Annotated in this window: 18 protein-coding genes and 1 tRNA gene; 6 read left to right on the top strand and 13 right to left on the bottom strand. The window is 72.4% G+C overall.

The window, feature by feature from the left end; translation table 11 throughout:
• Positions 1 to 20 precede the first annotated feature (20 nt).
• A complete protein-coding gene (locus FHS22_RS38945; protein WP_338047687.1) occupies positions 21 to 1,565 on the top strand; it encodes a lipopolysaccharide biosynthesis protein in 1,545 nt (514 codons plus the stop codon).
• Positions 1,562 to 2,467 carry a sulfotransferase gene (locus FHS22_RS09885; RefSeq protein ID WP_184940372.1) on the top strand — a complete coding sequence of 302 codons (906 nt, stop codon included), beginning with the start codon at positions 1,562 to 1,564 and terminating at the stop codon, positions 2,465 to 2,467. Before FHS22_RS38945 ends, FHS22_RS09885 begins: the two co-directional genes overlap by 4 nt.
• Positions 2,468 to 2,554: 87 nt before the next feature.
• Here the strand turns inward: FHS22_RS09885 and FHS22_RS09880 are convergent, their stop codons facing one another.
• The 12 genes from FHS22_RS09880 to FHS22_RS09825 all read right to left on the bottom strand — a co-directional run bounded on the left by FHS22_RS09880 (position 2,555) and on the right by FHS22_RS09825 (position 14,562).
• Positions 2,555 to 3,565 (bottom strand): WecB/TagA/CpsF family glycosyltransferase, encoded by a 1,011-nt coding sequence (locus FHS22_RS09880; protein WP_338047686.1) that lies wholly within the window; start codon positions 3,563 to 3,565, stop codon positions 2,555 to 2,557.
• Between the two features lie 8 nt (positions 3,566 to 3,573).
• A complete protein-coding gene (locus FHS22_RS09875; RefSeq protein WP_184940370.1) occupies positions 3,574 to 4,515 on the bottom strand; it encodes a glycosyltransferase family 2 protein in 942 nt (313 codons plus the stop codon).
• Entirely contained in the window at positions 4,512 to 5,537 is a 1,026-nt protein-coding gene (locus tag FHS22_RS09870; RefSeq protein WP_184940368.1) for a sulfotransferase family protein, read from the bottom strand. Before FHS22_RS09870 ends, FHS22_RS09875 begins: the two co-directional genes overlap by 4 nt.
• Positions 5,538 to 5,805: 268 nt before the next feature.
• Positions 5,806 to 7,068 (bottom strand): sulfate adenylyltransferase subunit CysN, encoded by a 1,263-nt coding sequence (gene cysN, locus FHS22_RS09865; RefSeq protein WP_184940367.1) that lies wholly within the window; start codon positions 7,066 to 7,068, stop codon positions 5,806 to 5,808.
• The gene (gene cysD / locus FHS22_RS09860; protein ID WP_184940365.1) at positions 7,068 to 7,982 is read right to left on the bottom strand and encodes a sulfate adenylyltransferase subunit CysD; all 915 of its coding nucleotides are present in this window, start codon (positions 7,980 to 7,982) and stop codon (positions 7,068 to 7,070) included. The genes cysN and cysD overlap by 1 nt, the downstream gene beginning before the upstream one ends.
• A gap of 35 nt (positions 7,983 to 8,017) precedes the next feature.
• Positions 8,018 to 8,800 (bottom strand): 3'(2'),5'-bisphosphate nucleotidase CysQ, encoded by a 783-nt coding sequence (locus tag FHS22_RS09855; RefSeq protein WP_184940362.1) that lies wholly within the window; start codon positions 8,798 to 8,800, stop codon positions 8,018 to 8,020.
• A gap of 1 nt (position 8,801) precedes the next feature.
• A complete protein-coding gene (locus tag FHS22_RS09850) occupies positions 8,802 to 10,268 on the bottom strand; it encodes a sugar transferase (protein WP_184940360.1) in 1,467 nt (488 codons plus the stop codon).
• A gap of 117 nt (positions 10,269 to 10,385) precedes the next feature.
• Complete coding sequence (pth, locus tag FHS22_RS09845) at positions 10,386 to 10,991, bottom strand: aminoacyl-tRNA hydrolase (protein ID WP_184940358.1); 606 nt, start codon at positions 10,989 to 10,991, stop codon at positions 10,386 to 10,388.
• Positions 10,992 to 11,099: 108 nt separating this feature from the next.
• Positions 11,100 to 11,735 carry a 50S ribosomal protein L25/general stress protein Ctc gene (locus tag FHS22_RS09840; RefSeq protein WP_184940357.1) on the bottom strand — a complete coding sequence of 212 codons (636 nt, stop codon included), beginning with the start codon at positions 11,733 to 11,735 and terminating at the stop codon, positions 11,100 to 11,102.
• Between the two features lie 161 nt (positions 11,736 to 11,896).
• Complete coding sequence (locus FHS22_RS09835; RefSeq protein WP_184940355.1) at positions 11,897 to 12,874, bottom strand: ribose-phosphate diphosphokinase; 978 nt, start codon at positions 12,872 to 12,874, stop codon at positions 11,897 to 11,899.
• Positions 12,871 to 14,325 carry a bifunctional UDP-N-acetylglucosamine diphosphorylase/glucosamine-1-phosphate N-acetyltransferase GlmU gene (glmU, locus tag FHS22_RS09830; RefSeq protein WP_184940353.1) on the bottom strand — a complete coding sequence of 485 codons (1,455 nt, stop codon included), beginning with the start codon at positions 14,323 to 14,325 and terminating at the stop codon, positions 12,871 to 12,873. Before glmU ends, FHS22_RS09835 begins: the two co-directional genes overlap by 4 nt.
• A 165-nt stretch (positions 14,326 to 14,490) precedes the next feature.
• Positions 14,491 to 14,562 (bottom strand) — tRNA-Gln (locus tag FHS22_RS09825).
• Between the two features lie 321 nt (positions 14,563 to 14,883).
• Here FHS22_RS09825 and FHS22_RS09820 point away from each other — a divergent pair.
• The 4 genes from FHS22_RS09820 (at position 14,884) to FHS22_RS09805 (ending at position 19,917) form a co-directional block, all read left to right on the top strand.
• Positions 14,884 to 15,825, top strand: coding sequence for an acyl-CoA desaturase (locus FHS22_RS09820; protein WP_184940352.1), 942 nt, complete (start codon positions 14,884 to 14,886; stop codon positions 15,823 to 15,825).
• A gap of 143 nt (positions 15,826 to 15,968) precedes the next feature.
• Positions 15,969 to 16,919: a TetR family transcriptional regulator gene (locus tag FHS22_RS09815; RefSeq protein ID WP_377296098.1), complete on the top strand. Its 951-nt coding sequence runs from the start codon at positions 15,969 to 15,971 to the stop codon at positions 16,917 to 16,919.
• A 63-nt stretch (positions 16,920 to 16,982) separates the two neighbouring features.
• The gene (locus FHS22_RS09810; protein ID WP_184940350.1) at positions 16,983 to 19,046 is read left to right on the top strand and encodes an RNA degradosome polyphosphate kinase; all 2,064 of its coding nucleotides are present in this window, start codon (positions 16,983 to 16,985) and stop codon (positions 19,044 to 19,046) included.
• Entirely contained in the window at positions 19,039 to 19,917 is an 879-nt protein-coding gene (locus FHS22_RS09805; RefSeq protein ID WP_184940349.1) for an NUDIX hydrolase, read from the top strand. The genes FHS22_RS09810 and FHS22_RS09805 overlap by 8 nt, the downstream gene beginning before the upstream one ends.
• 49 nt (positions 19,918 to 19,966) lie before the next feature.
• Here the strand turns inward: FHS22_RS09805 and FHS22_RS09800 are convergent, their stop codons facing one another.
• Positions 19,967 to 21,457 carry a CYTH and CHAD domain-containing protein gene (locus FHS22_RS09800; protein ID WP_184940347.1) on the bottom strand — a complete coding sequence of 497 codons (1,491 nt, stop codon included), beginning with the start codon at positions 21,455 to 21,457 and terminating at the stop codon, positions 19,967 to 19,969.
• Positions 21,458 to 21,489 lie beyond the last annotated feature (32 nt).

The raw sequence follows: 21,489 nt of genomic DNA, 5'->3' as shown, positions 1-21,489 counted from the left end.
CCGCGGCCCCCGTGCCGGCGGTGACGGCCGCGCGGACGCGGCTCGGCGGGCTCGCCGGGCGCGGGCTGGCGGGACTGGCCGGAGCCGGGGTCAGCGCGGCCGCGCAGTTCGCGGTGGTCGTGCTGGTCACCCGGGGAGCCGGTCAGGAGGCGGCCGGCTCGTTCTTCGCCGCGACCGCGCTCTGCCTGATGGCCGCGGGCGTCCTGCGCCTGGACACCGGCAACGGCCTGGTCCACGTCATCGCCCGGGACCGCCTCTCCGGCCGCCCGGAAGGATCCGGTCCGGCGCGGCGCGACCCGTCCGGCCCGCCGCGGAGCCCGGGCCCGTCCGGTCATGTCCGCGCGGCCCTCATCCCGGTCCTCACCCTGTCGGCCGCCGTCGCGGCCGCCGCCCTCGTCTGGGCCGAGGAGATCGCCGGAGTGGCGGGCACCCCCGGCGCCGTCCGGGTGCTGGCCCTGGCCCTTCCCGTCGTCGTGTGCGCCGACGTCCTGGTCGCGGCGACCCGCGGCTTCGGAGAGATGCGGCCGACGGTCGTGCTGGACGGGATCCTGCGTCCGGCGGGCCAGCTGCTCCTCGTCGGTCTGGTGGTCGCGGCCGCCGCCGTCCCGCCCGACGCCCCGGCTCCGGGCGCCCCCGCTCCGGCCCCAGGGGGCACCGGGTCCGGCCGGGACGTGCCGTGGCCGGGACCCGCCGACCTGCCCTGGCTGCTCGTGGCGGCCTGGGCGCTGCCGTACCTGCCGGTCCTGCTGCTGGCCGCGGCCCGGCTGCGCCGGCTGCTGCCCCGCGAGCCGTACCCGCCCGGCACCGCGCACGGCCTCTGGCGCCACCTCTGGCCGAGGTCGGCGGCCGCGGCGGTCCAGGCGGTGTTCCAGCGGCTCGACGTAGTGATCGTCGCGGTGCTCGCCGGGCCGGTCGAGGCCGCGGTCTACACCGCCGCCACCCGGTTCAAGATCGTCGGCCAGCTCGCCGGGCAGGGGCTGGCCCAGGCGGCGCAGCCCCGCCTGGTACGCGCGCTGGCCGGAGGCGACCTGCCGCACGCCCGCGAGCTCTACCAGAGCACCACCGCGTGGCTGGTGCTGCTGACCTGGCCGGTCTGGCTGGGGTACGCCGCGCTCGCGCCGTGGCTGCTGGGACTGTTCGGCGGCGGGAGCGGGGACGGCGGCTACGCCTCCGGAGTCCCGGTCGCGCTCGTGCTGTCCGCCACGATGGCGCTCGCCACCGCCTGCGGCATGGCCGACGTGATCCTGACCGCCGCCGGGCACACCCGGCTCAGCCTCGCGAACCTGCTGGCCGCCGTGGCCGTGACCGTGGCGCTGGACGTGGCGCTGATCCCGGCGCACGGCGCGCTCGGCGCCGCCCTGGGCTGGTCCGGCGGCGTGCTGGTGAAGAACCTGCTCCCGCTCTGGCAGATCCACCGCCGCTACGGCCTGCGCCCCTTCGGCGCCCACACGGCGGCCGCCTGCGTCCCCCGGCTGCGCCCGCCCACTCCCGGCACCCCCAGCAGCCCGGACATCCCCGACATCCCCGGCGGATCTGCCGGGCACGCACCCCGGAGGCCCCGATGACCGCCCCGCTGCTCGTGACCGGTCTGCCCAGGAGCGGGACCAGCTGGACCGGGAAGATGCTCTCGGCGGGCGGCGAGCTGGTCTACGTCAACGAGCCGCTCAACCCGCTGCCCCGCCCCGGCCGCTCCCCCGGCGTGCTCGACGCCGAGGTCACCCACCGCTTCCAGTACATCAGCGCCGACGACGACGGAGTGTGGCTGCGGGCCTTCACCGACACCGTGGCGCTGCGCTACCGGTTCCTCGCCGAGCTCCGCCGCAACCGCGCGCCGTACGATCTGGCACGGATGGTCCGGTACGGCACCGCGTTCACCTTCGGGCGGCTGACCGGCCGCCGGGCGCTGCTCGACGACCCGTTCGCGCTGCTCTCCGCGGGCTGGTTCGCCGAGCGGCTCGGCTGCCGGGTGGTCGTCCTGGTCCGCGACCCGGTGGCGTTCACCGGTAGCTGGCAGCGGCTCGGCTGGACGGTGCACTTCCGCGAGCTGCTGGATCAACCGCGGCTGGTCCGGGACCATCCCCGCGTGGAGGAGCTGCGCCCGCTGCTGGACTCGCAGGACCGCCTGGCCAAGGCCGCCGCCCTCTGGCGGACCGCCCGCGCCGTCACCGCCGACCTGGCCGCGCGGCATCCGGGGATCCTGGTGGTCCGCTACGAGGATCTGGCCGCCGACCCCGTGGCGGGCTTCCGCCGCCTGTACGGCTGGGCCGGTCTGACCTGGTCCCCCCGCGCCGAACGGCGCGTCCGCCGCGCCTGCACCGCCCCCGGCTCCACCGCCGGCGGTTTCGCCTGGCACGGCCTGTCCCGTACGGCCTACCGGCCGATGGACTCCCGCCGGGCCCTGGCCGAGGCCCGTGCCCGCCTGACTCCGGACGAGGCCCGGCGGGTCAGGGAACTGGCCTACGCCTGAGGCCCGCGGGGGGCGTGGACGGCCCGGACACGCGGAAGGCCGTCGGAGGCCGCACTCGGCGGCCTCGGCGGGCCGCCCGGCCGGATCTCAGGAGAACAGCCGCTTCACCAGGGAGACGGTGAGCAGCTTCAGCGCGAACGGCAGGTCGTCGGCCAGGTAGCGCCTGGCCAGCCTGCGCGGCTCGCTGAGCAGCCGGAAGAGCCACTCCAGGCCGCTGCGCCGCATCCATTCGGGCGCCCGGGACACCGTGCCCGCGGCGAAGGCGATGGCCGACCCGCAGCCGACGAACCAGGTGCCGGGCAGGTCCTCGCGCAGCGAGGCGATGAGCCGGTCCTGCTTGGGGAAGCCGAGCCCGACGAAGACCACGCGGGGGGCCGCGGCCAGGACCGCCTCCCTGACCCGGGCGCAGTCCTCGGGAGAGTCCTCGAACCCGTACGGCGGCGCGTCCACCCCGGCCACGATCAGCGCCGGGTTCCGGGCGATGAGCCGGGCGGCCGCCTGCCTGGCCACACCCGGCGGCCCGCCCAGCAGGTAGACCGGGTAGCGGTAGAAGGCCGCGGCCTCCGACAGGGACCAGATCAGGTCGGCGCCGGTGACCCGGGCCGGGACCGGGGCGCGCAGCAGCCGCGCCGCCCACACCAGCGGCATCCCGTCGGCCAGCACGAGGTCGGCGCTCCCGAGGATCTCGCGCAGCCCGGCGTCGCGGGCGACCGCCCGGCAGATGTCGACGTTCGGGGTGACGATGTGGCCGCCCTCTCCGCGCTTCAGCGCGGCGACCACATGGTCGACCACCTCGCCCTCGGTCATCGGGTCGATCGCGACCCCCGCCACGGACACGCGCCGCCGGAGCCGCCTGCGTGTGGCCTTGTCCAGCCGCGGCCGCTGCCGCGGCCGGGGGACCATCGGCCCGATCGCGCCGCGCCCGGCGGGCGCGCCCTTGCCGCCGGCCGAGGCGGTCGCCCGGCCGGCGACCGCGGCCGGGCGGCCGGCGGCCCGGTAAGCGCCGTGGATCATCGCGGGGCCGTAGCCGACCGCGGTGGGGCGGTAGCCGATCGCCGTGGGGCGGTAGCCGATCACTGTGGAGGCGTCGCCGATCACCGCCCGCATCAGATGCCGTGTCCGCGGTGGTGCAACCGGCTGAGCACGGCCCGCGCGGGCACCAGGCCCATGGCCACGGCGAGCGCGATCGGGGCACGGGGTTCGCCGCGCCTGGCGGTGAACGCCCGCCAGGCCCATCGGCCGGCCTCCCTGCGGTGGCCGAGCGCAGCATGGTGGAAGGCGAGCTGGCCGTAGACCCGCGCCGCGCCACGCCGGTCCACGGCCAGCTCGGGATGGCGGGCGAGCATCCACTCGAGTCCGGCGATCCGGTCGGTCCAGCGGGTCGCGTACGTCGATCCGCCCCAGCGCACCCGCACCAGCGGGCGGTCCACGTGCACGATCGGGCGGCGCCCGGCGGCGCGCAGGGCCAGGTCCCAGTCCTCGTTCTGGCCGCCCGGGGCACTCTCGTCCACCCAGGCCGAACCGTGCCGGAACAGGAACGTCGAGGAGTGGACCATCACCATGCGCGAGCGCACCAGGTGCTCGTGGGTCACCCGGCAGGTCCCCGCGAGGCGGGGGACGCGGCGGGAGCCGTACTCCACCTCGATGGCGCAGCTGGCGAACTCCGCCTCCGGCTCCTCCTCCAGCGCCTCGATCTGGGCGGCCAGCTTGCCCGGCAGCCACCGGTCGTCGTCGTCGCAGAAGCCCACCAGGTCGGTGCCGAGGGCGGCGATGCCGGTGTTGCGGGTGCCCGGCAGGCCCGGGCTGAACCGGTTGCCCAGCACGCGGACCACCCGCGCCGGCGGGTTCTTCTCCCGGATCGCCATCGCCCGGCCGGCCAGGAGGTCTCCCAGTTGGTCCGCGACCGGCGCGGGCTCGTCGCCGTCGACGACCACGACGATCTCGACGGAACCCGGGTAGTCCTGCTCGAGCGCGGCACTCACCGCCGCTCGCAACTGGTCGGGCCGGTGTCCTCGCGTGGGGATGACCACGCCCACCGATGGGTTCACGCGAACCTCCAGGGATAGTCGTATCTGATCATGAGCGGCCAGGTCAGCGCGGTGACCAGGCGGCGGTGACGGAGGGGGGCGGCGGTGCGCCAGCCGTCGTCCCGCACCAGCTCGACGCGGCCGGCCGTGAAGCGCATCGGGTTGCCGGAGACGGTGTGCGCCGCCGACAGCTCCGCCGTCCCGGAGCGGAGGAAGTCCAGCCGCGGCCGGACGCCGACCCCGGCGGCCAGCCGCCTGAGCGTGCGGGCGGGATCGGCCAGCAGGTCCTCGTAGCGGATCCGGGTGACCGGGACGCCCCTGCGGGCCAGGAGTTCGAGCCCGAGGTTCTGGGCCAGCCAGTGCAGCGAGGTCCGGGCGGGGGACCAGTGGGTCATGGGGGTCCCGTCCTCGGGACGCGTGACCCTCCGCTGCCAGGAGTGCGCCACCGCACGGGGGTCGCGCACGACGTGCACGACGTGCACGTCGACCCCCGCCGCCGCCAGGCAGAAGGCCAGGGAGGCGTGCTTGCTGGAGTCGACGACGACCGGGCAGTCGGCGACCTCGGCCGCCGCGTCGTAGAGGCGGCGGTAGACGGCGGCGTACTCGCCCAGGTCCGGGAGGCGGCCGGACCGCCGTGCCCGGACGCCCGGTTCCGCACCCGGCCGTTCCCAGCCGTCCGGTGCCGGGGCCCCCGGCGGCCACGTCCCGACGCCCGCGCGCTCCTCCGCGAGGAGGCGCGCCAGCGCGGGGATCCACCGCGTGCGGTCGACCCGCCGCCCGAGCGCGAGCATCCGCCCGGCCCGCTCCCCGGACCAGCCGCCGAACGCCCGCTCGCCGGTCTTCCTCCAGAACGGGCAGGCTCCGAACGGCTCGCCGCACCCGCAGGCCTCGTCGGCCAGCACCCCCCGGGCCCAGAGATGGGCCACCTCACCGAGAGCGGCGACTCCGGGGACCTCGCCGAGAAGACGCTCCAGCAGCGTGGTCCCGCTGCGGCCGAGCCCGCCCAGGAAGACGACCCGGGCAGGGGACGGGCTGGTAGGCACAGGTGCGAATCCTCACCGAGCGGATACGGAACGTGCCGACCCTAGCGCGGAGAGTAACTGATCGGTCAGAGAACAGTCAAACGATCTACCTACCCCCGTACGGCGGGACGCCCCCGCCGGGAGCGCCGCCGGGAGGCACCACCCGCCCGGCAGGGCCGCGGGGAGGTCCGCCGTCGGGGCCCGTACAGCGGAACGCCCGCCGCCTCCGCCCCGTGGCGGCAGGCGTCACGGGGCGGAGGCGGCGGGCGTCCGGAAGCGGGCCGCGGGGCTACCGGGCCTCGACGATCATCCCGGCTCCGACGGTGTTGTTGGTGGCCTCGTCCACCAGGATGAAGCCGCCGGTGAGGCGGTTCCTGGCGTAGTCGTCCACGAACAGCGGCTGGGTGACCCGCAGGGAGACCCTGCCGATCTCGTTCAGGCCGAGCGAGGCGGCCGCCTCGTCCCGGTGCAGGGTGTTGACGTCCAGCCGGTAGTGCAGGTCCCGCACGAGCGCGCGGGCCGTACGGGTCGTGTGCTTGATGGTCAGCTTGGTGCGCGGGCCCAGCTTGCTCGCGTCGGTCATCCAGCAGACCATCGCCTCCAGCTCCTGGGCGGCCTGCGGCTGGTTGTTCGGACGGCAGATCATGTCGCCGCGCGAGATGTCGATGTCGTCCTCCAGCCGGAGGGTGACCGACATCGGCGGGAACGCCTCCTCCACCGGGCCGTCGAAGGTGTCGATCGAGGCGATGCGGGTGCTCAGCCCGGACGGCAGGTGCACGACCTCGTCACCGGGCTTCAGCACGCCCCCGGCGACCTGGCCCGCGTAACCGCGGTAGTCGTGGAGGGCCGGGTCGGTGGCCCGCTGCGGGCGGATCACGTACTGCACGGGGAAGCGCACGTCGACGAGGTTCCGGTCGGAGGCGATGTGCACGTTCTCCAGGTGGTGCAGGAGCGACGAGCCGTTGTACCAGGGCATGTTCTCCGACCGGGAGACGACGTTGTCGCCGTTCAGCGCCGAGATCGGGATGAACGTCAGGTCGGGCGCGTTCAGCTTGGAGGCGAAGGAGGTGAACTCCTCGCGGATCTCCTCGAACCGCTCCTGGGAGTAGTCGACGAGGTCCATCTTGTTCACCGCCAGCACCAGGTGCGGCACCCGCAGCAGCGTCGTCAGGAACGCGTGCCGCCGCGACTGCTCCAGCACGCCCTTGCGCGCGTCGATCAGGATGATCGCCAGGTCCGCGGTGGAGGCGCCGGTGACCATGTTCCGGGTGTACTGGATGTGCCCCGGGGTGTCGGCGATGATGAACTTGCGCTTGGGCGTGGCGAAGTAGCGGTAGGCCACGTCGATCGTGATGCCCTGCTCACGCTCGGCCCGCAGGCCGTCGGTGAGCAGCGACAGGTCGGTGTACTCGGTGCCGCGGTCGCGGGAGGTGCGCTCCACCGCCTCCAGCTGGTCCTCGAAGATCGCCTTGGAGTCGAAGAGCAGCCGGCCGATGAGGGTCGACTTCCCGTCGTCGACGCTTCCCGCCGTAGCGAAGCGAAGAATGTCCATCAGAAGTAGCCTTCCCTCTTGCGGTCTTCCATCGCGGCCTCGGAGGCGCGGTCGTCTGCGCGGGTGGCGCCGCGCTCGGTGATCCGGGTGGCGGCGATCTCCTCGATGATCTCCTCGACCGTCGCGGCCGCCGACTCCACCGCCCCGGTGCAGGTCGCGTCGCCCACCGTGCGGTAGCGGACGACGGCGTCGAAGACCGGCTCGTCCTCGCCGCGGGTGATCCACGGGTTGTCGGCCAGCAGCATGCCGTCGCGCTCGAACACCTTGCGGGTGTGCGCGAAGTAGATCGGCGGGATCTCGATGCCCTCGCGGCGGATGTAGTCCCAGATGTCCAGCTCGGTCCAGTTGGACAGCGGGAACACCCGGATGTTCTCGCCCTTGCGGAGCCTGGCGTTGTAGAGGTTCCACAGCTCGGGCCGCTGGTTCTTCGGGTCCCACTGGCCGAACTCGTCGCGGAAGGAGAACACCCGCTCCTTGGCGCGGGCCTTCTCCTCGTCGCGCCGGGCGCCGCCGAACACCGCGTCGAACTCGTTGTCCTCGATCGCGTCCAGCAGGGTGGTGGTCTGCAGCCGGTTGCGCGAGGCCCGGCGCCCGGTCTCCTCGACCACCCGTCCGGCGTCGATGGAGTCCTGCACGGACGCCACGATCAGCCGCGCGCCCAGCTCGGCGACCCGCCGGTCGCGGAACTCGATCACCTCGGGGAAGTTGTGCCCGGTGTCCACGTGCATCAGCGGGAACGGGATCGGCGCCGGCCAGAACGCCTTCTCCGCGACGCGGAGCATGACGATGGAGTCTTTGCCGCCGGAGAAGAGCAGACACGGACGTTCGAACTCCGCCGCCACCTCACGCATGATGTGGACGGCCTCTGCTTCGAGGACGTCGAGCTGCGACGTGGTGTAGTCGCGCTGAAGCATCTGGCTCTCCTAGCGGGGGATATGGGGATGTCCCTCTATCGGTGCAGGTCCCGGATGCCGGCGAGCAACGTTGGCGCCAGTTCCGGTAGGGAAATAAGAATATCCGGTAGTGACGGGTCACCCTGGTTGTAGGTCAGGGTTGAGCCGTCGATCCTGCTCGCGTGGGCTCCGGAGGCCAGCGCCACGGCGACCGGCGCGGCCGAGTCCCACTCGTACTGGCCGCCCGCGTGGACGTACGCCTCGACCTCACCGGTCAGCACCGCGGAGATCTTCGCCCCCGCGGACCCGATCGGCACCAGGTCGGCACCAGCGAGGCGGGCGAGTCTCTGCACGAACTCCGGCGGCCGGGTCCGGCTGACCGCGATCCGCGGCCTGGCCCCCTCCTGCAGGCGGGGCGGCACCGGCGGCTCGCCGGTGAAGAGCGTGCGCCCCTGGGCGGGCAGCGCCACCGCCCCGGCCGTCAGCCGCCCCCGCCCGTCGGGCCCCCGCTCCCACAGCGCCACGTGGACCGCCCAGTCCGCGCGGCCCTCCTCGGCGAACTCGCGGGTGCCGTCCAGCGGGTCGACGATCCACACCCGGTCGGCCGTCAGGCGCCGGGGGTCGAGCCGCTCGGACTGGGTGGCCTCCTCCGACAGCACGCTGTCGCTCGGGCGGAGCCTCGCCAGGGCCTCCATCAGGAACCGGTGCGAGGCCGCGTCGCCCTCCTTGCGCAGCAGGGACGGATCGCCGAACCCCTCCCGCTCCCGCAGGGCCAGCAACCGCTCACCCGCCTCCGCCGCCAGGTCCCGGGCGAGGTCGTGATCGTCGCGAATCGTCATCTCAGTACGCTCCAGCTCCTCGCGCGACAGCCGACCAAGTCTTCCACAGGATCTGGAGGTCCAGCGTGAGAGACCAGTTCTCCACGTAACGCAGGTCCAGCCGCACCGATTCCTCCCAGGTCAGGTCGGACCGCCCGCTCACCTGCCACAGCCCGGTCATCCCCGGCTTGACCAGCAGCCTGCGCCGCACGTCGCCCCCGTACCTGGCGACCTCCTCCGGGAGCGGGGGCCGGGGACCGACCAGCGACATGTCGCCGGTCACCACGTTGATCAGCTGCGGCAGCTCGTCCAGGGAGTACCGCCGGAGCCGGACGCCCAGTGCGGTCACCCGAGGGTCCCGGCGGATCTTGAACAGCACGCTCCGCCCCTCGCTCACCAGGGTGAGCTTGCGCTGTTCGGCGTCGATGCCCATCGTCCGGAACTTGTAGATCGTGAACTCCGCGCCGTCCCGGCCCACCCGCGTCTGCCGGAACAGCGCGGGCCCCGGGCTCGACATGCGGACCGCCAGCGCCAGGCCCAGCAGCAGCGGCGCCAGCACGACCAGCAGCGTCCCCGCGACCAGCCGGTCGAACAGGTTCTTGACCACCTGCCTCAGGCCCACGAGCTCGGGGTGGTCCACGTGCAGCAGCGGCAGGCCCGCCACCGGCCGGATGGTGGTCCGCGGCCCGGCCACCTCCATCAGGCCCGGCGCGACCACCAGGTCGGTGCGCGTCTTCTCCAGCCGCCACGCCAGCCGCCGCAGCGCCGTCCCGTCCATCTCCGGGCAGGCCAGCACCGCCACGGTGTCCGCCTCCACCTGGCCGACGGCGAGCGGCACGTCGGAGAAGCCGCCGAGGACCGGCACCCCCGCCACCTCGTCCCTGCCGTGGTACGGCGCGCAGACGCCGACGACCTGCATCCCGTGGTACGGCTCCCGGCGGAACCGCTCCACCAGCTCGGCGACGGCCGCCCGGTGGCCCACCGCCACGACCCGCCGCATGCACCCGCCCCGCGCCCGCATCCGGTGCAGCAGCCGGCGCAGGCCGTACCGGGCGAGCAGGGTCAGGACCGTGGTCAGCGGGACCGCGAGCACGACGTAACCGCGCGCCACCTCGGTCTTGGTCACGTAGGCGCCGATCGCGAGGGCCGCGGTGAACATGAACCCGCACTGGAGGATGCGCTGGAACTCCTCCGGTCCCAGCCCGATCAGGCGGGGCTCGTAGGCCCGGTTCAGCGCGACCGCGCAGACCCACGCGACCGGCAGCGCGGCGCTCAGCACCACGTACGGCGCGACGTACGGCGTGACCTCACCGAACCGGACGAAGAAGGCCAGCGCCCCGGCCAGGGAGGCGCAGCACAGGTCGGAGGCGACGGTTCGCGCCCGGTGCCAGCCGACCCAGCCGGGCGTCCGATGGCGGACCGCGGTCACGGACCTAGACTCCGGCTGGACGACGGTCGCGTCACGCACCCGCTCCCCCTGCGTAATCATTCGGCTACGTACAGCCATGGAATGGTAGCGAGAGGGAGAAAGCCCCGAGGGGTGAAAGCCCGAAACGTTTACCTTCGCGGAGGCCGCCCCCGGTCGGGCGGCCGCGCGGCGGGCTCCCTACCGGGGCGGCCCGGAGGGCTTCAGGTCACCGGCGTGGAAGGTGTTCTGGGTCGGCTCCAGGCCCACCGTGAGAAGCGACTCCACCACGTCGGCGGCCCGGTCGACCAGGAAGGCCAGGTCCTTGCGCTCGGCCGTGGCGAAGTCGCGCAGGACGTAGGCCGCGGTGTCCATCCGGCCCGGCGGGCGCCCGATGCCGAAGCGCACCCGCAGGTAGTCCCTGGTGGCCAGCGACTTCGTGATCGACTTCAGCCCGTTGTGGCCGTTGTCCCCGCCGCCCAGCTTGGCCCGGAGCGCGCCGTACGGGACGTCCAGCTCGTCGTGGACGACGACCACCTGCGCCGGGGCGACCTTGTAGAAGTCGGCCAGCGCCCGGACCGGGCCGCCCGAGAGGTTCATGAACGACAGCGGCTTGGCCAGGACCGCGGGAACCCCCGCCAGCCGGCCCTCCAGCACCTCGGCCCGCGACCGGTGGGCCTTGAAGCGCCCGCCCGCGCGCGCGGCCAGCTCGTCCAGCACCATGAACCCCGCGTTGTGCCGGTTCCCGGCGTACTCCGGCCCGGGGTTCCCCAGGCCCACGACCAGCCAGCGGTCCACGGTCGGCATCCCTTCGCGTCACTCGTATCCACAGCGGGCCCCGCGCACGCCCCCGGGGGCACATGCGCGTCAGGGCAGCCCGGACCCGGGCTGCCCTGACAGGTGTAGCAGAAAGAACTACTCGCCGGCCTCGGCGGACGCCTCGGCGGCCTCGTTCTCGGCCTCCGCCTCGGCGACCTCGCCCTCGGTGGCCTCGCCCTCGGCGGTCTCGGCCTCCGGCTCGGCGGCCGGAGCCGCGACGATCAGGACCAGCGCCTCCGGGTCGGCGATCAGCGTGGTGCCCTTGGGCAGCTTCAGCTCACCGGCGGTGACCTGCGTGCCGACCTCCAGGCCCTCGACGCTGACCTCGACGCCCTCGGGGATGTGGGTGGCCTCGGCCTCGACCGAGACGGAGACCATCTGCTGGTCCAGGATGCCGTCGGCGACCTCGCCCACGACGGTGACCGGGATGTCCACGGTGACCTTCTCGCCGCGCTTGACCAGCAGCAGGTCGACGTGCTCCAGGAAGCCCTTGATCGGGTCGCGCTGGACGCCCTTGGGCAGCGCCATCTCGGTGACCGCGCCCTCCAGGCGGATCAGCACGTTCGGCGTGCGCAGGGCGAGCAGGAGCTCGTGGCCCGGCAGGGACAGGTGCTGCGGGTCCGTGCCGTGCCCGTAGAGGACGGCGGGCACCTTGTGCTCGCGGCGGATCTTGCGGGCGGCGCCCTTGCCGAAGTCGGTGCGCGACTCGGCCTTGATGACTACCTCGGACACGGCGGATCTCCTAGGGATCGATGGCGGTGAAAGCGCGCTCCCCCTCACCCGCCCTAGCGGAAGGCGTTACGAGCGCGCGCAACCTGTACAGACTACCGCGCCCCGCCGGACGCTTCGCCCGGCGGCACCGGAACCGGCCGCCGGGCGCGCCCGGCGGCCGCTCAGCAGTCGCCCTCGAACATGCTCGTCACCGAACCGTCGCTGAACACCTCGGTGATCGCCCGCGCGATCACCGGGGCGATGGAGAGCACGGTCAGCTTGTCGAACGTCTTCTCCTCCGGCAGCGGCAGCGTGTTGGTGACGATGACCTCCGAGACCCGCGAGTTCTTCAGCCGGTCCACCGCCGGGTCGGAGAAGACCGCGTGCGTGGCGGCCACGATCACGTCGGTCGCGCCCTGCTCGTACAGCGCGTCCGCGGCCTTGCAGATCGTGCCCGCCGTGTCGATCATGTCGTCGATCAGCACGCAGGTGCGGCCCCGCACCTTGCCGACGACCTCGTTCACCTTCACCTGGTTGGCCACGTCGAGGTCGCGGCGCTTGTGGATGAAGGCCAGCGGCGTGCCCAGCGTGTCGGCCCAGCGCTCCGAGAGCCGCACCCGGCCCGTGTCCGGTGAGACGACCGTGGTGTTGGCCAGGTCGATCTTGTCCTTCATGTAGTTGACCAGCACCGGCATGGCGAACAGGTGGTCCACCGGGCCGTCGAAGAAGCCCTGGATCTGCGAGGTGTGCAGGTCGATCGACATCAGCCGGTCGGCGCCCGCCGTCTTGAACAGGTCCGCCATCAGCCGGGCCGTGATCGGCTCGCGGCCCCGGCCCTTCTTGTCCTGGCGGGCGTAGCCGAAGAACGGCATGACCACGGTGATCCGCTTGGCGGAGGCGCGCTTGAGCGCGTCCACCATGATCAACTGCTCCATGATCCACTGGTTGATGGGCTCGGTGTGGCTCTGGATGACGAACGCGTCGCTCCCGCGGACCGACTCCTGGTAGCGGGCGTAGATCTCACCGTTCGCGAAGTCGCGCAGCGTCGTCGGCGTGATCTCCACTCCGAGATGCCTGGCCACCTCCTCCGCCAGCTCCGGATGCGCGCGCCCGGAGAAGAACATCATCTTCTTCTCACCGGTCTGCTTGATGCTGCTCATGTGGAGGTGCTCCCCTGCTGATCTCCGGCCTCGGCGGCCCGCTGCGCCGCCTCGGCCGATCTGGTGCCCGGCCGCTTGCGGACCGTCCACCCTTCGATGTTGCGCTGCCGCGTCCGGGCCACCCCGATCGCCCCGGGGGGGACGTCGCCGTCGATGACCGAGCCCGCGGCGGTGTACGCGCCGTCGCCGATGTTCACCGGCGCGACGAGCATGGTGTCGCACCCCACGAACGCGTGGTCTCCCACGGTCGTGTGGTGCTTGTTGACCCCGTCGTAGTTGACGAAGATCGACGAGGCCCCGATGTTCACCCCGGCCCCGAGCGTGGCGTCGCCCACATACGTCAGGTGGGGGACCTTCGAGCCCTCGCCCACCCGGGCGTTCTTCATCTCGACGTACGTCCCGGCCTTCGCCTTGCGGGCCAGCACGGTGCCCGGGCGCAGGTAGGCGTACGGCCCCACCATGGCCTCCGGGCCGATCTCCGCCTCCACGCAGACGGCGTTGCGCACCACCGCGCCCTCGCCGACCACCGTGTCCGTCAGCGTCGCGGCCGGCCCGACCTCGGCACCCTCCGCCACCGACGTGCGGCCGTGCAGCTGGGTGCCGGGGTGCAGCACCACGTCCTGCTCCAGCACGACGTCCACGTCCACCCAGGTGCTGGCCGGGTCCACCACCGTCACGCCCGCCCGCATGTGCGCCTCCAGGAGCCGGGAGTTGAGCACCCTGCGCGCGGCGGCCAGCTGGACCCGGTCGTTGACGCCCTCCACCTCGACGTGGTCGGCCGCGACGTGCGCGCCCACCCGGTGGCCGTCGCGGCGCAGGATCGACAGGACGTCGGTGAGGTACTCCTCGCCCTGGGCGTTGGCGACCGAGACCCGCTTGACCGCGTCGGCCAGCAGCACGCCGTCGAAGGCGTAGACGCCGGAGTTCATCTCCCGGATCGCCCGCTGCTCCGCGGTGGCGTCCTTCTCCTCGACGATCTCCAGCACGGCCCCGGTCGCGTCCCGGACGATCCGGCCGTAGCCGTACGGGTCCGGGACCTCGGCGGTCAGCACCGTGACGGCGTTGCCGTCCTCGGCGTGCCGCTCCAGCAGCCCGGCGAGCGTGCCGGTGCGCAGCATCGGCGTGTCGCCGTACGTCACCAGGACCGTGCCCTCGATCGCGCCGGCCGCCTCCAGGACGATCCTGACCGCGTGCCCGGTGCCCCGCTGCTCCTTCTGGACCACGGTCTGCGCGTCGGGGGCGGTGCGCGCCAGATGCGCCCCGACCCGTTCCCGTTCATGACCGATCACAACGATGAGCCGCTCGGGTTCGAGACCTCGAGCGGCGGCGAGCATGTGGTCGACCAGGGCGCGACCGCACAGCTCATGCAGGATCTTCGGTGTTCTCGACTTCATCCGGGTGCCCTCGCCTGCGGCGAGGACGATGACGGCGGCCGGGCGCGGCACACTCACGGACGAGGCTCCCTCGGCATCGCGGCTGAGACATGGCGAAACGGGACGACGCACGGCCACCCCGGGGGCACCGGACCGTCATCCGCTCGACAACGTGAGGATACCTTCCCCGACGGGAATCCACCCAGCCGACCAGCCAGGCACCAAACCAGACAAAAATCACAGCTCCGGCACCAGGACTCGAACCTGGACAACAAGGACCAAAACCTTGGGGGCTGCCAATTACCCAATGCCGGATCAACTCGGCGTTTCGGACAGGATCCGAACTCCACCGATCCCTACCATACCGAAGCCCTCCGGCCGGAGGTCATCTCGATTGACAGCTCGTCCACAGCGGGTGGAGGGATTAGCGATCGCCCACGGGGGCACGCGTAGGGCGTCTGGTCCCTATCAGGCCAAGAAGGTGGGGCGCAAGGCTTGACGGAGCCACGAAATTCCCCGGAAACAGTCACCTTCGCCGTGTTGGCCGCCTGGGGATTCCTAACTTACCCTAGCGTAGGTTACGGTGGCGTAGCCGGACAAAAGGTCCATCCTCTTCCTAACCTCATGAGGTAGCGCATGACAGTCATCACGGAACGCTCTGCCCCTGGACCCAAGCCCGACATCGACCCGGAGCCGAAGACCGTCCCCGAGCTCATCACCTTCGGCGTGATCGTGGCGACGCCGATCATCGCGCTGATCGCCGCGGTCCCGTTCGCATGGGGCTGGGGGCTCGGCTGGACCGACGTCGCGATCGCGGCCGTCTTCTATGTGGTCTCCGGTCTGGGCGTCACCGTCGGTTTCCACCGCTACTTCACGCACGGCTCGTTCAAGGCCAAGCGCCCGCTGAAGCTCGCCCTGGGCATCGCGGGCAGCATCTCGCTGGAGATGTCGGTGCTCGACTGGGTGGCGACCCACCGCAAGCACCACAAGTTCTCCGACAAGGAGGGCGACCCGCACTCGCCGTGGCGGTTCGGGCCGGGCTTCTGGTCGATGGCCAAGGGGCTGCTCTGGGCCCACATGGGCTGGCTGTTCGAGACGACCCGCGCCAACCGGGAGAAGTACGCGCCGGACCTGGTCAAGGACCCTGACATCATCAAGCTGCACAAGTGGTTCCCGGTGCTGGCGATCACCTCGCTGGTCGCCCCGGCGCTGCTCGGCGGGCTGCTGACCTGGTCGTGGTGGGGCATGGCGACCGGCTTCTTCTGGGGCACGGTGATCCGGATCGGGCTGCTGCACCACGTGACCTGGTCGATCAACTCCATCTGCCACGTCTTCGGCGAGGAGGCCTTCGAGTCGCGCGACAAGTCGCGCAACGTGTGGTGGCTGGCCATCCCGTCGTTCGGCGAGTCCTGGCACAACCTGCACCACTCCGACCCGACCTGCGCCCGCCACGGCGCCCTCAAGGGCCAGATCGACATCAGCGCCGGCGTCATCCGCATCTTCGAGAGGCTCGGCTGGGCCTACGACGTGCGCTGGCCGACCCCCGAGCGGCTGGCGGCGAAGCGCGTCAATGTCTGACCGGGCCGATGTCTGACCACTCCGCGGGGGCCGCGGCGACGGCCCTCGCGACACCGGCTCCGGGCGGGCCTCCCCCGTCCGCCCCGCCGCTCCGGACCGGCGGCGTTCCCCTTTCGTCGGGGGGTGACGTCATTATGGGACGTGTGAGCCAACCTCGACGACGTATGTCCGGCAAGGAGCGCCGGGAGCAGCTGATCCAGATCAGCCGGACCCTGTTCGCCGAGAAGGGGTTCGACGGCACGTCCGTCGAGGAGATCGCGGCGACCGCCAACGTCTCCAAGCCCGTGGTCTACGAGCACTTCGGCGGCAAGGAGGGCGTCTACGCGGTCGTCGTCGACCGGGAGATGCAGAAGCTGCTCGGCATGGTGACCGAGGCGCTGTCCGCCTCGCACGCGCTGGTCAAGCTGGAGCGGGCCGCGCTGGCCCTGCTGGCCTACGTGGAGGAGAACAGCGAGGGTTTCCGGATCCTGGTCCGCGACTCGCACGCGGCCTCGGGGACGGGCACCTTCGCCAGCCTGATCAACGACATCGCCAGCCAGGTCGAGGACGTCATGGTCGACGAGTTCGTACGGCGCGGCTACGACCCGAAGCTGGCGCCGATGTACGCGCAGATGCTGGTCGGGATGGTGGCGCTGACCGGCCAGTGGTGGCTGGACGTGCGCAGGCCGCCCCGCGAGGAGGTCGCGGCGCACCTGGTCAACCTGGCGTGGAACGGGCTGACCGGCCTGGACCCGCGGCCCCGGCTGACCGCCGGTTCCCGGGCCGCCGACGAGCGGCGCCCGGTGCCCGCACCGCGTCCGTCGGAGAAGGAGCTGCGGGAGCGGGAGAAGCTCCGCGAGCGCGAGCAGCGCGAGGCGGAGAAGCTGGCGCGGGAGCAGGAGAAGGCGCGGCTGCGGGAGCTGAAGGAGCAGGAGAGGCTCCGCGAGCGCGAGCTGAAGGAGCAGGAGAAGCTGCAGCGGGAGCGGGACAGGGCCCGCGAGCGCGAGCTGAAGGAGCAGGAGAAGCTCCGGATCAGGACCGAGCGGGAGGCCGCACGGCAGGCGAAGCTGGCCGACCGGGATACGGTCCAGGAAAAACTTCGCACGACCGAGTAAGCAACAGCGCCCGTTGAGCCGAAATTAACGTTCCGTTCAACAAAAGCGGGCATTGTGGTCACTATGTCCGTCGAACCCGTGCACTCCGCCCCAGAAGGGTCGCCCCTTCCACAGGAACGCTTCCTCAACCGCGAGGAGAGCTGGCTCCAGTTCAACCAACGTGTCCTGGAGATGGCGGAGGATCCGGCTCTGCCGCTGCTGGAGCGGGTCAGGTTCCTGGCGATCTTCGCCAGCAACCTGGACGAGTTCTTCCGGGTGCGGGTGGCCGGCCTGAAGCGGCGGATGGCCACCGGCCTGCTGCTGCGCACCAAGAGCGGCCTCAAGCCCCGCGAGGAACTGGCCAGGATCGCCGCGATAGCCGACGAGCTGGCGCAGCGGCACGCGACCTGCTTCCAGGAGCGGGTCAGCCCGCAACTGGCCGCCGAGGGCATCGAGGTCGTCCGCTGGGACGACCTGGGCCGTGACGAGCGCACGGAGATGCGCAAGCTGTTCCGCGAGCGGATCCGGCCGGTGCTGACGCCGCTGGCCGTCGATCCGGCCCACCCGTTCCCGTACATCTCCGGCCTCTCGCTGAACCTGGCCGTCACCGTGCGCAACCCCTCGACCGGCCACACGGTGTTCGCCCGGGTGAAGGTGCCCAGCCGGCTGCCCCGCTTCGTCGCGGCGTCCAAGAACCGGTTCGTCCCCCTGGAGGACGTGATCGCGGCCCACCTGGGCCAGCTCTTCAAGGGCATGGAGGTCGTCGAGCACCACGTCTTCCGGGTCACCCGCAACGAGGACCTGGACGTGGACGAGGACGTCACCGAGAACCTCATGCAGGCGCTGGAGAAGGAGCTGCTCAAGCGGCGGTTCGGACCGCCGGTCCGGCTGGAGGTGGAGGACACCATCTCGCCCGGGGTGCTGGAGCTGCTGGTGGACGAGCTGGGCGTGGCCGAGCACGAGATCTACCGGCTGCCCGGCCCGCTGGACCTCACGGGGCTGCACGCGATCGCCGACCTGGACCGGGGGGAGCTGAGCTTCCGCCCCTTCGTGCCCGCGGAGGTCGTGCACGTCGAGGACGACATCTTCGCGGTGCTGCGCGAGCGGGACGTGCTCCTGCACCACCCGTACGACTCGTTCGCCACGAGCGTGCAGCGCTTCATCGAGCAGGCCGCCGCCGACCCGGACGTGCTGGCCATCAAGCAGACGCTCTACCGGACCAGTGGCGAGTCGCCGATCGTGGACGCGCTGATAGACGCGGCCGAGGCGGGTAAGCAGGTCGTCGTGGTGGTGGAGATCAAGGCGCGGTTCGACGAGCACGCCAACATCAGCTGGGCGCGCAAGCTGGAGCGGGCCGGGTGCCACGTCGTCTACGGCGTGGTCGGCCTGAAGACGCACTGCAAGCTGGCCCTGGTGGTACGGCAGGAGCCCTCCGGCGAGCTGCGCAGCTACTGCCACATCGGCACGGGCAACTACAACCCGAAGACCGCCCGGATGTACGAGGACCTGGGGCTGCTGACCGCCGACCCGCTCGTCGGCGAGGACGTCACTGACCTGTTCATCCACCTGACCGGGTACTCCAACCACTCGGCCTACCGGCGGCTGCTGGTCGCCCCGCACTCGCTCCGGGGCGGGCTGCTGGCCAGGATCGAGCGGGAGATCTCGCACCAGGAGGCGGGCCGCCCGGCCAGGATCCGGATCAAGACGAACTCCCTGGTGGACCAGCCGGTCATCGACGCCCTCTACCGGGCGTCGCAGGCGGGCGTGCCGGTGGACCTGTGGGTGCGCGGGGTGTGCACGCTCCGGCCGGGCATCCCGGGGCTGTCGGAGAACATCCGGGTCAGGAGCGTGCTGGGCCGGTTCCTGGAGCACTCGCGGATCTACGAGTTCGGCCACGGCCGCAGGCCGGAGGTCTGGATCGGCAGCGCCGACCTGATGCGCCGCAACCTGGACCGGCGGGTGGAGGCGCTGGTCAAGGTGGTCAGCCAGCAGCACCGGGTCTATCTCAGCGACCTGCTCGACCGGGCGATGTCGGAGAACACGACCACGTGGTGGCTCAACCCGGACGGGTCCTGGACCCGGCACGGCGGCGACGACCTGCAGAGCCACCTGATCGGCACTCGCAGGTGGAGGACCATCGATGACTGATCTGGACGTGCGCCCGGCCGGCATGATCCGCGCCGCCGGGGCGGTGCTGTGGCGGGGTCCGGAGTCCGCGCCGGAGATCGCGCTGGTCCACCGGCCGAAGTACGACGACTGGACCTTTCCCAAGGGCAAGCTGAAGCCCGGTGAGCACGTGATCGGCGGGGCGCTGCGCGAGGTGGCCGAGGAGACGGGGATCACCGCGGTGCTCGGCCGGTCGCTCCCGCCGGTCCACTACATGAAGGGCAGGCGGCTCAAGCGGGTCGACTACTGGCTGGCCCGCGCGGTCTCCGGCGAGCCGTACACCGCGGTCGAGGAGGTGGACGAGGTCGCCTGGCTGCCCCTGGAGGAGGCCCGGCGGCGGCTGACCTACGAGTGGGACGCCGGGCTGCTGCGCGCGCTCGCCGCGTTCCCGCTGGCGACCACTCCGCTGCTCCTGGTCCGGCACGGCTCGGCCGGATCGCGCCAGGAGTGGCGCGGCGACGACGACCTCCGCCCGCTGGACGGGACGGGCGCCGCGCAGGCCGAGGTGCTGGCGGAGGCGCTGTACGGCTACCGCCCGGCGGAGCTGGTCAGCTCCCCGAGCCTGCGCTGCGTGCAGACGCTGGAGCCGTACGCCGCGCGGGCCGGGCTGGAGATCCGCCGGGAGCGCCTGCTCGCGGAGACCGGCCACGATCCGCGCGCCTCGCTGCGCCTGCTCCACGAGGCGCTGGCGGCGGACCGCGCGGCGGTGCTGTGCAGCCACGGCAAGGTGCTCCCGGGCCTGATCAAGAAGGTGATCGGCCGTCCGGGCGACGCGCACCTGCGCAAGGGCGCGTTCCTGGTCCTGCACCACGCCGGCGGCCGGGTCGTCGGAATGGACCGCTACACCACCTGAGCGCGGGGGGAGGCCGCCGGGCGGGGGCCCGCAGGGTCCCCGCCGGCCTTCACAGGAGCTTGGAGACCGCCTTGGAGGTCTTCTTCCACACCCGGGGGAAGTCCTGGTAGGCGCGGGCGGCCCGGGCCCGCTCGATGCCGGTCAGCACACCGTAGGTGAAGGTGTCCTCTCCGGCCCGCCGGGCCCGCCCGGCCTCGCCGGTCAGCCGCTCCTGGGCCACCACGCCGTCCTGGTGCAGGCCCAGCACCTCCTGCACGGCCTCGGCCCGCTTGGCGAGCTTGGGCATGCCGAGCACCTCGGCGGTGTAGCGGGCGCGCTTGGCGGCCTTGCGGACCTCGTGCGTCGCGGTCTCGCGCTCGCCGGGGTCGGCGATCTCCTGGGCGGCGTTGTAGGCGCGGACGACCCGGCGCCAGCTCTTGGCCGCGACGGCCTCCAGGGTCGCGGCGGGCTTGGCGGCGGCCTTGGTGAGCGCGGGCCCGGCGACCAGGTCGTCGAGGGCGTCGAGCACGGCGAAGTACCGCTCGCCGCCGAGCGCCTGCCTGATCCGCTCGTAGGCCTCGTGCTCGTCGTCGATCAGGTCGGAGCCGAGCCGGGCGCGCACCGGGCCCGCGATCAGCTCGCCGTCCGAGTCGCGGTCCAGGTCGTCGAGGGCGCGGGCGAACCGCTCCCGGATGACCTCCAGGTCGCGGGCCTCGCCGAGGATGCATCCCAGCCACTTGAGCTCGTCCTGGAGCGTCCCGGTGTCCTTGAGGACCGCCTTGAACGACTTGAGGGCGCTGCGCAGCCTGCGGCAGGCCACGCGCATCTGGTGGACGGCGTCCTTCTCCGCCCGCCGTACCCGGGGGTCCTGGGAGAGCACCGCGGCGACCTGGGCGGAGAGGTAGCCGACGACGACCTCTCCGGCGCTGCCCCTGCCCGTCCTGGCGGTCTCGATCCGGGGGATCTCCCGGGCGGCGCCGAGCAGGCGGGCGAGCTTGCTGGCCGACGCGGCGGGGCTCGCCCCGGCCTTGCGGAGCCGCTTGCCGACCTTCGCGAGCAGCTGCTCGTCGCCCTCGGCGAGTTCGGCCTCGACCTCGCGCCAGCGCTCGACGTGCGGTTCGTCGCCGAGCACGGTGCCCTTGACCCGGTCGTCGGCGATCTCGGCCAGCGCCACTCCGGCGCCGTTGCGCAGCACGGTCACCGAGCGGCGCGTGTCGAGCTCGGCGACCGCGACCAGGGGCGCGCCCCGGGTGAAGGCCAGGACGAGGTCGGCCAGCTCGGGCGGGACGATCTTGATGCTCCGGGTGAGCGGGTGGGTGATCTCCTGCCGGACGCCCTTCGCCTTGGGCAGTTTGAGGTGCCAGCCGGGGTCGGTGCCGCCCCGGCGGCGGCGCAGGGTGATGCCGCGGGCGGCGAGCCGGAGGTCGGGGGTGTCGAAGTAGATCGCGACGAGCTGGTGGGAGCGGGGGCCGGTGACCTCGTCGCAACCAGGCAGATCCGACAGGTCCGGCAGCTCGTAGTCCGCCGGGACGTCGAACTTGTCTTCGATCTCTAGCGCCACAGGTCTACCCCATTTGCCCAGATATCTACTGT

The organism is Thiemannella venezuelensis, assembly GCF_014203605.1.
Taxonomy (GTDB): domain Bacteria; phylum Actinomycetota; class Actinomycetes; order Streptosporangiales; family Streptosporangiaceae; genus Planomonospora_A; species Planomonospora_A venezuelensis.
The sequence above is the reverse complement of the archived record's forward strand: the minus strand, read 5'-3'. Positions and strand labels throughout refer to the sequence as shown.